Origin of the sequence: Pseudomonas sp. ICMP 10191, from assembly GCF_001467335.1 — a bacterium.
Classification (GTDB): Bacteria; Pseudomonadota; Gammaproteobacteria; order Pseudomonadales; family Pseudomonadaceae; genus Aquipseudomonas; species Aquipseudomonas cerasi.
In genome coordinates this window covers 45,852-53,249 of record NZ_LKGW01000119.1, presented here as the reverse complement: position 1 = coordinate 53,249, position 7,398 = coordinate 45,852, and the positions used below count along the sequence as shown (strand labels likewise).

Annotated in this window: 5 protein-coding genes; 4 read left to right on the top strand and 1 reads right to left on the bottom strand. The window is 61.3% G+C overall.

Features of this window, described 5'->3' with window-relative positions; all coding sequences use genetic code 11:
• The 4 genes from aceF to yccS form a co-directional block, all read left to right on the top strand.
• The coding region (gene aceF, locus AO388_RS17540) for a dihydrolipoyllysine-residue acetyltransferase (RefSeq protein WP_063613810.1) at nucleotides 1-1,058 on the top strand (1,058 nt) is incomplete at its 5' end.
• 300 nt (nucleotides 1,059-1,358) lie between these two features.
• A complete protein-coding gene (gene dbpA, locus AO388_RS17535; protein WP_058416816.1) occupies nucleotides 1,359-2,738 on the top strand; it encodes an ATP-dependent RNA helicase DbpA in 1,380 nt (459 codons plus the stop codon).
• A 176-nt stretch (nucleotides 2,739-2,914) separates the two neighbouring features.
• On the top strand, nucleotides 2,915-4,093 hold the full coding sequence (locus AO388_RS17530; protein ID WP_058416815.1) for an NAD(P)/FAD-dependent oxidoreductase: 1,179 nt from the start codon (nucleotides 2,915-2,917) through the stop codon (nucleotides 4,091-4,093).
• Nucleotides 4,094-4,230: 137 nt separating this feature from the next.
• Complete coding sequence (gene yccS / locus AO388_RS17525) at nucleotides 4,231-6,429, top strand: YccS family putative transporter (RefSeq protein WP_032609246.1); 2,199 nt, start codon at nucleotides 4,231-4,233, stop codon at nucleotides 6,427-6,429.
• Here the strand turns inward: yccS and AO388_RS17520 are convergent.
• Complete coding sequence (locus AO388_RS17520) at nucleotides 6,392-7,147, bottom strand: substrate-binding periplasmic protein (RefSeq protein WP_058397739.1); 756 nt, start codon at nucleotides 7,145-7,147, stop codon at nucleotides 6,392-6,394. The two genes, yccS and AO388_RS17520, sit on opposite strands and share 38 nt — an antisense overlap.
• Between the last annotated feature and the right edge of the window lie 251 nt (nucleotides 7,148-7,398).

Genomic DNA, 7,398 nt, shown 5'->3' with positions numbered 1-7,398 from the left:
CCCCTGCCGCTGCTCCGGCGCCTGCCGCCAGCGCACCCGCTGCTGCCCCTGCCAAGGCTGAAGCCGCGGCTCCTGCCGCCCCTGCCCCCAAGGCAGAAGCGGCACCTGCGCCGGCTGCTCCAGCGGCTCCGGCCAAAGACGGCGCCAAGGTTCATGCAGGCCCGGCCGTTCGTCAGCTGGCCCGCGAATTCGGCGTCGAGCTGAGCGCGGTCAGTTCCACCGGCCCGCACGGCCGTGTGCTGAAAGAAGACGTTCAGGCTTACGTCAAAACCATGATGCAGAAGGCCAAGGAAGCGCCAGCTGGCGGCGCAAGCGGCGGCTCGGGCATCCCGCCAATTCCGGAAGTCGATTTCAGCCGTTTCGGCGAGATCGAAGAGGTGCCGATGACGCGTCTGATGCAACTCGGCGCTTCCGGTCTGCACCGCAGTTGGCTGAACATCCCGCACGTCACGCAATTCGACCAGGCCGACATTACCGACCTGGAAGCTTTCCGTGTGGCGCAGAAAGGCGCTGCCGAGAAAGCTGGCGTCAAGCTGACCGTTCTGCCACTGCTGCTCAAATCCTGCGCCCACCTGCTCAAGGAGCTGCCGGACTTCAACGCTTCGCTGGCACCTAGCGGCAAGGCCGTGATTCGCAAGAAGTACGTGCACATCGGCTTTGCCGTGGACACCCCGGACGGCCTGCTGGTCCCGGTCATCCGCGACGTCGACCAGAAGAGCCTGTTGCAACTGGCTGCCGAAGCCGCCGCACTGGCGGAAAAGGCGCGCAACAAGAAACTGACTGCGAACGACATGCAGGGCGCGTGCTTCACCATCTCCAGCCTCGGCCACATTGGCGGCACCGGCTTCACGCCGATCGTCAACGCGCCGGAAGTGGCGATCCTCGGTGTTTCCAAGGCAACCATCCAGCCCGTCTGGGACGGTAAAGCCTTCCAGCCGAAACTGATGCTGCCGCTGTCGCTGTCCTACGATCACCGCGTGATCAACGGCGCAGCTGCTGCCCGCTTCACCAAGCGCTTGAGCGAATTGCTGGCGGACATCCGCACAATCCTGCTGTAAGCCCTGCAGGCCCGTTCCCGGACGGGCCTTGCTGTACACCTTTGCGAGCTGCCACGCTCGAACCTCAACCCCGCCCTCCAGCGGGGATTTTTTTGTCTGGCTATCGCGCCCATGCTCCGCGCTGATTGCTGGATCCTGTGGGAGTGACCGGGGCGGCGACCCGCATTGCTCACGACCCACCTTCGGGGGTTGTACGGACCCCTTCGCGAGCAAGCTCGCTCCCACGACCTTTATCGCGGTGCCAGGTCTGACTGGCGGGTGATACACTACGCGACATTTTTGTTTTGCAGGTTCACCGTCGTGACTAACACCGCTTTCAATTCTCTGCCCCTGTCTGCTGCCATGCTGGCTAACCTGGAGTCGCTTGGTTATGCCGAAATGACACCGATTCAGGCGCAGAGCCTGCCGGTGATCCTCAAGGGCATGGACCTGATCGCGCAAGCCAAGACCGGCAGCGGCAAGACCGCTGCATTCGGCATCGGCCTGCTCAACCCTATCAACCCGCGTTTCTTCGGTTGCCAGGCATTGGTCATGTGCCCGACCCGCGAACTGGCGGATCAGGTGGCCAAGGAAATTCGCCGTCTGGCGCGTTCCGAGGACAACATCAAGGTCCTGACCCTGTGTGGCGGCGTTTCATTCGGCCCGCAGATCGGCTCGCTGGAACATGGCGCGCACATCATCGTCGGTACTCCGGGTCGCATACAGCAGCACTTGCGCAAGGGCTCGCTGGTCCTGGACGGCCTGAACACGCTGATTCTCGATGAAGCCGACCGCATGCTGGACATGGGTTTTTACGACGCCATCGCCGACATCATCGAGCAGACCCCGCAGCGCCGCCAGACGCTGCTGTTCTCGGCGACCTACCCGGTCGGTATCAAGCAGTTGTCCTCGAAATTCATGCGTGATCCACAAACCGTGAAAGTCGAAGCACTGCACGCCGACAGCCAGATCGAGCAGATTTTCTACGAGATCTCTCCGGAGCAGCGCCTGGAAGCAGTGGTCAAGGTACTCGGCCATTTCCGTCCGACGTCCTGCGTGGCGTTCTGCTTCACCAAGCAGCAGGTGCAGGAAGTGGTCGATCACCTGACCGCCAAGGGCATGTCTGCCGTCGGCCTGCATGGCGATCTCGAACAGCGTGACCGTGATCAGGTACTGGCGATGTTTGCCAACCGCAGCACCTCGGTACTGGTCGCCACTGACGTGGCCGCGCGCGGTCTGGACATCGACGCGCTGGATATGGTGATCAACGTCGAGCTGGCGCGTGATTCGGAAATCCACATTCACCGCGTCGGCCGTACCGGTCGCGCAGGCGAGAAAGGCATCGCGGTCAGCCTGGTGGCTCCGTCGGAAAGCCAACGCGCGCGTGCCATCGAAGAGTTGCAGAAAGCGCCGTTGAACTGGCAGCAATACGACAGACTGAGCATCAAGGAAGGCGGCAAGCTGCTGCCCGCCATGACCACCCTGTGCATCGGCTCGGGTCGCAAGGACAAGCTGCGTCCGGGCGACATCCTCGGCGCACTGACCGGCGAAGCAGGCATTCCGGGCACTCAGGTCGGCAAGATCGCGATTTTCGACTTCCAGGCCTACGTTGCCGTCGAGCGCAGCATGGCCAAACTGGCCCTGGAACGTTTGAACAACGGCAAGATCAAGGGCAAGTCGCTGCGCGTGCGGATTCTCTGAAATAGTCGTCTGCTGGATTATCGTCCCCACGCTCCGCGTGGGAACGCAGTTCTGGACGCTCCGCGTCCGATTTTGAATAGGCACTGCGGCGCAGGTATGTGACGCAGAGCGTCACGAGAGGCATTCCCACGCGAAGCATGGGGACGATCGTGACCTGAAGATCGAGGAACCACGCTGTGCCCGTTACTGACGTTGTAATCATTGGCGCCGGCGCTGCCGGTCTGATGTGTGCGTTCACCGCTGCCGCTCGCGGGCGCAAGGTGATGTTGATCGACCATGCCAACAAACCCGGCAAGAAGATCCTGATGTCCGGTGGCGGGCGGTGCAACTTCACCAATATGTACACCGAGCCGGCCAACTTCCTGTCGCAGAACCCGCATTTCTGCAAATCGGCCCTGGCCCGCTACACCCAATGGGATTTCATCGCGATGGTCGCCAAGCATGGCGTGCCTTATCACGAGAAGAAGCTCGGCCAGCTGTTTTGCGACAACAAGTCCAGCGACATTCTGGAAATGCTTCTGGAAGAGTGCCGCGAGGCCGGTGTCAGCCTGCACATGGACACCTCCTTGCAGCAGATCGAAAAGACCGACGCCGGCTACAGCCTGCAGACCACGCTGGGCCCCCTGAACTGCCAGTCGCTGGTGATTGCCACGGGCGGGCTGTCGATTCCGACGCTGGGCGCTACCGGTTTTGGCTATCAGATTGGCAAGCAGTTCGGCCACACGCTGCTGCCGACCCGCGCCGGGCTGGTGCCGTTCACCATCACCGATCAGCTCAAGGAGCTGTGCACCGAGTTGTCAGGCACCTCGGTGGATTGTCTGGTGAGCTGCAACGACACCAGCTTCCGCGAAAACATCCTGTTCACCCACCGCGGCCTCAGTGGCCCGGCGATCCTGCAGATTTCCTCGTTCTGGCAGCCCGGTGACACGGTGGAAATCAACCTGCTGCCCGATCACGACGTGCCCGCCTGGCTCAACCAGCAGCAGGCCGAGCGCCCCAACAGTGAGCTGAAAACCCTGCTGGGCGAGATGTTCACCAAGAAGATGGCCAACCTGATCGCCGAACACTGGTTCGTTTCCAAACCGATGAAGCAGTACACCCACGCCGAGCTGGCCGATATCGCCGAAAAGCTGGCGAGCTGGCAGGTGGTGCCGGCGGGCACCGAGGGTTATCGCACGGCCGAAGTGACGCTGGGCGGTATAGACACCCGCGAAGTATCGTCCAAGACCATGGAATCGCTGAAATCCCCCGGTCTTTATTTTGTGGGCGAAGTGCTGGACGTGAGCGGTCATCTGGGCGGTTTCAACTTTCAGTGGGCCTGGGCGTCGGCCTATGCTGCCGCACACTACGTGTGACGTAGTCGCTGATACGCAACATCACGACACGACAAACCGGTATAAATTTTGCGAGGCGGATGTACAGCCAGTCATTTGGTCTGTACATATCCTCCTGCACGATCGATCAATTGCGAACAGGGCCGTCAAGCTAACCCATGGCATCGAAATCTCTCCGTCATACATTCCGTCGATTGTGGGCGCTGGATAAATTCAGCTATAGCGTTCGAGTCTTTATCGCACTGACCGGCAGCATGGCGCTGTGCTGGTATCAAAACGAAATGGCATTACTGATCCCGCTGTTTCTGGGGATTATTGCCTGCGCCCTGGCCGAGACTGACGACAGCTGGCAGGGCCGACTCAATGCCCTGGCCGTGACACTGGTGTGTTTCAGCATCGCCGCCCTCGCCGTCGAATTGCTCTTCCCCTACCCCATCCTGTTTGTCTGCTCGCTGGCGCTGGCCAGCTTCTGCCTGACCATGCTGGGCGCGCTGGGTGAGCGGTATGGCGCAATCGCCTACGGCACGTTGATCCTTTCGGTCTACACCATGATCGGCGTCGATCAACGTGGCGGTGAAGTGCTGGACTTCTGGCATGAACCGATGCTGCTGGTGGCGGGCGCGGCCTGGTACGGACTGCTGTCAGTGCTGTGGCAGATGCTGTTTTCCAACCAGCCGGTGCAACAGGCGCTGGCGCGACTGTTTCGTGAGCTGGGCCAGTACCTGAAACTCAAGTCGACCCTGTTTGAACCGATTCGCACGCTCAACGTGGAGGCACGTCGTCTGGAACTGGCGCAGCAGAACGGCAAAGTGGTCGCTGCGCTGAACTCCACCAAGGAAATCATCCTGCACCGCGTCGGCAGCGGCCGGCCCGGCTCCAAAGTCAGCCGCTACCTGAAGCTGTACTTCATCGCTCAGGACATCCACGAGCGCGCCAGCTCGTCGCATTACCCCTACAACTCACTGGCCGATGCGTTTTTCCACAGCGACGTGCTGTTCCGCTGTCAGCGCCTGCTGCGTCAACAGGGCGTTGCCTGCCAGGCGCTGTCAGAATCCATCCAGCTGCGGCAGCCGTTCGTGTATGACCCCAGCTTCGCCGAAGCCATGGAAGACCTGCACGCATCCCTTGAGCATCTGCGCATCCAGAGCAACCCTGCCTGGCGCGGCCTGCTGCGTTCGCTGCGCGCGCTGGCTGCCAACCTCGGCACCCTGGATCGTCTGATCAGCGACGCCAGCAACCCGGACGCCGTAGCCGATGCCACCGACAGCAGCCTGCTGGACCGCTCGCCGCGCAACCTCAAGGATGTCTGGACACGCCTGCGCCTGCAGATGACCCCGACCTCGCTGCTGTTTCGTCACGCCCTGCGCCTGCCGCTGGCATTAACCATCGGTTACGCGATGGTGCACCTGATTCATCCGTCACAGGGCTACTGGATCATCCTCACCACGGTGTTCGTCTGCCAGCCCAGCTACGGCGCCACCCGGCTCAAGCTCGGCCAGCGGATCATCGGCACCGCGATTGGCCTGACCGTCGGCTGGGTGCTGTTCGATCTGGTTACCAGTCCGATTCTGCAATCGATGTGCGCGGTGCTGGCCGGGGTGGTGTTCTTCGTCAACCGGACCACGCGCTACACCCTGTCGACCGCCGCCATCACAGTGATGGTGCTGTTCTGCTTCAATCAGGTCGGCGACGGTTACGGCCTGTTCCTGCCCCGGCTGTTCGATACCCTGCTGGGCAGCCTTATCGCCGGCCTCGCAGTGTTCCTGTTTCTGCCGGACTGGCAGGGGCGGCGCCTGAACAAGGTGCTGGCCAATACCCTGACCTGCAACAGCATCTACCTGCGGCAGATCATGCAACAGTATGCCAAGGGCAAGAGTGACGACCTGGCCTACCGACTGGCGCGGCGCAATGCCCACAACGCCGACGCGGCGCTGTCGACCACGCTGGCGAACATGCTCATGGAGCCCGGCCACTTCCGCAAGGAGGCCGACGTCGGCTTCCGCTTTCTGGTGCTGTCGCACACGCTGCTGAGCTACCTTTCAGGTCTTGGCGCGCACCGTGATACGCAGTTGCCGAGCGATGTCCGCGAACACCTGATCGATAACGTCGGCGCCACGCTGGCCGCCAGCATCGACGAAATCGCCGCAGGGCTGGCCGAGAAGAGGCCGGTTGCGGTACAGAGCGATGTCGAGGAAGGGCTGGCCGCGCAACTGGAGCAACTGCCCGAGGACATGGACGAGAGCCAGCGGCTGGTGCAGGCCCAACTGGCACTGATCTGCCGCCAACTGGCACCGCTGCGCACCCTCGCCGCGCACCTGATCAAAGCTCCGGAGACTGCTGCAACCCATGCAGTCTGAGCAATTCATCGTAGGTGCCGTCCGCTTTCATGGCGGCAATTTCGCGATCGAAGTCAGCGACGATCTTTTCGTGATGCGGATTTTTCAGACTGACCAGAATATGCAGGCTGTTATCGCTTAACGAACCCGGTAGAAACTCGACCCGGTCACGCACCTCGTCCGGTTCCATCGCCAGGTTGTAGCGAGCGACGTATTCGTCTTCCAGGGTCAGGTCGACACGCTCGGCAGCAAGCATGCGTATGGCGGTGGAGAAGTTTTGCACAGGGACTTTCTGCAACTCGGTGTCGTTGTCAAACGCAGGGGCATAAGCGTAACCGCGCACCACCGCGATCATGTACTTGTGCAATTGCTCATGGGTCAGGGTGCCAATGGGCGACTCCTTGCGCTTGATGAAACGCACCCGATTGAGCAGGTACTCCGCAGAAAACTGGCCAATTTTCGTGCGCTCCTCGCTGAACCAGGCATTGATCAGCACGTCATGACGCCCCTGGCTCAAGCCGAGCATCGCCCGCGCCCAGGGCACTTGCTCATACAGTGTGGTGTACCCGGCACGGCGCAGCGCCGTATTGACGATGTCGGTTGCCAACCCGCCGTTGAGCAGCAGCGCGTCGGTAAAAGGCGGCCAGGGGTCAGCGACAAGACGCAACTTTTCAGCTGCATTGGCGGGCGCCATCAGCATGAAGACCAGCAACCCCACCGCTCGAAGCAACTGCGACATGCTCAGGTTCCTGAAAGGGGCGGCGTGCCCGATTTAATCCTATCGGCAGGAAAACGCTCGCGCGTTAGGCTCTGTACAAAAAGTCGGCGAGCGAAGGTCAGGCGAGCCTGTTTTTAACGAAGCATCACCGAGCGCAGCCACTTTTCGTACAGAGCCTAGAGCACCTGCCGTTTTTAATTGAAGACCTGAAGCAGGCAGTAGACAAGCCGGGGGAGCAACATGCTCACACGACGTAGCATTCATATCGTTGA

Coding starts and splice junctions, on each gene's coding strand:
- yccS (WP_032609246.1), top strand. CDS start 4,231: ATGGCATCGAAATCTCTCCGTCATACATTCCGTCGATTGTGGGCGCTG.
- AO388_RS17520 (WP_058397739.1), bottom strand. CDS start 7,147: ATGTCGCAGTTGCTTCGAGCGGTGGGGTTGCTGGTCTTCATGCTGATG.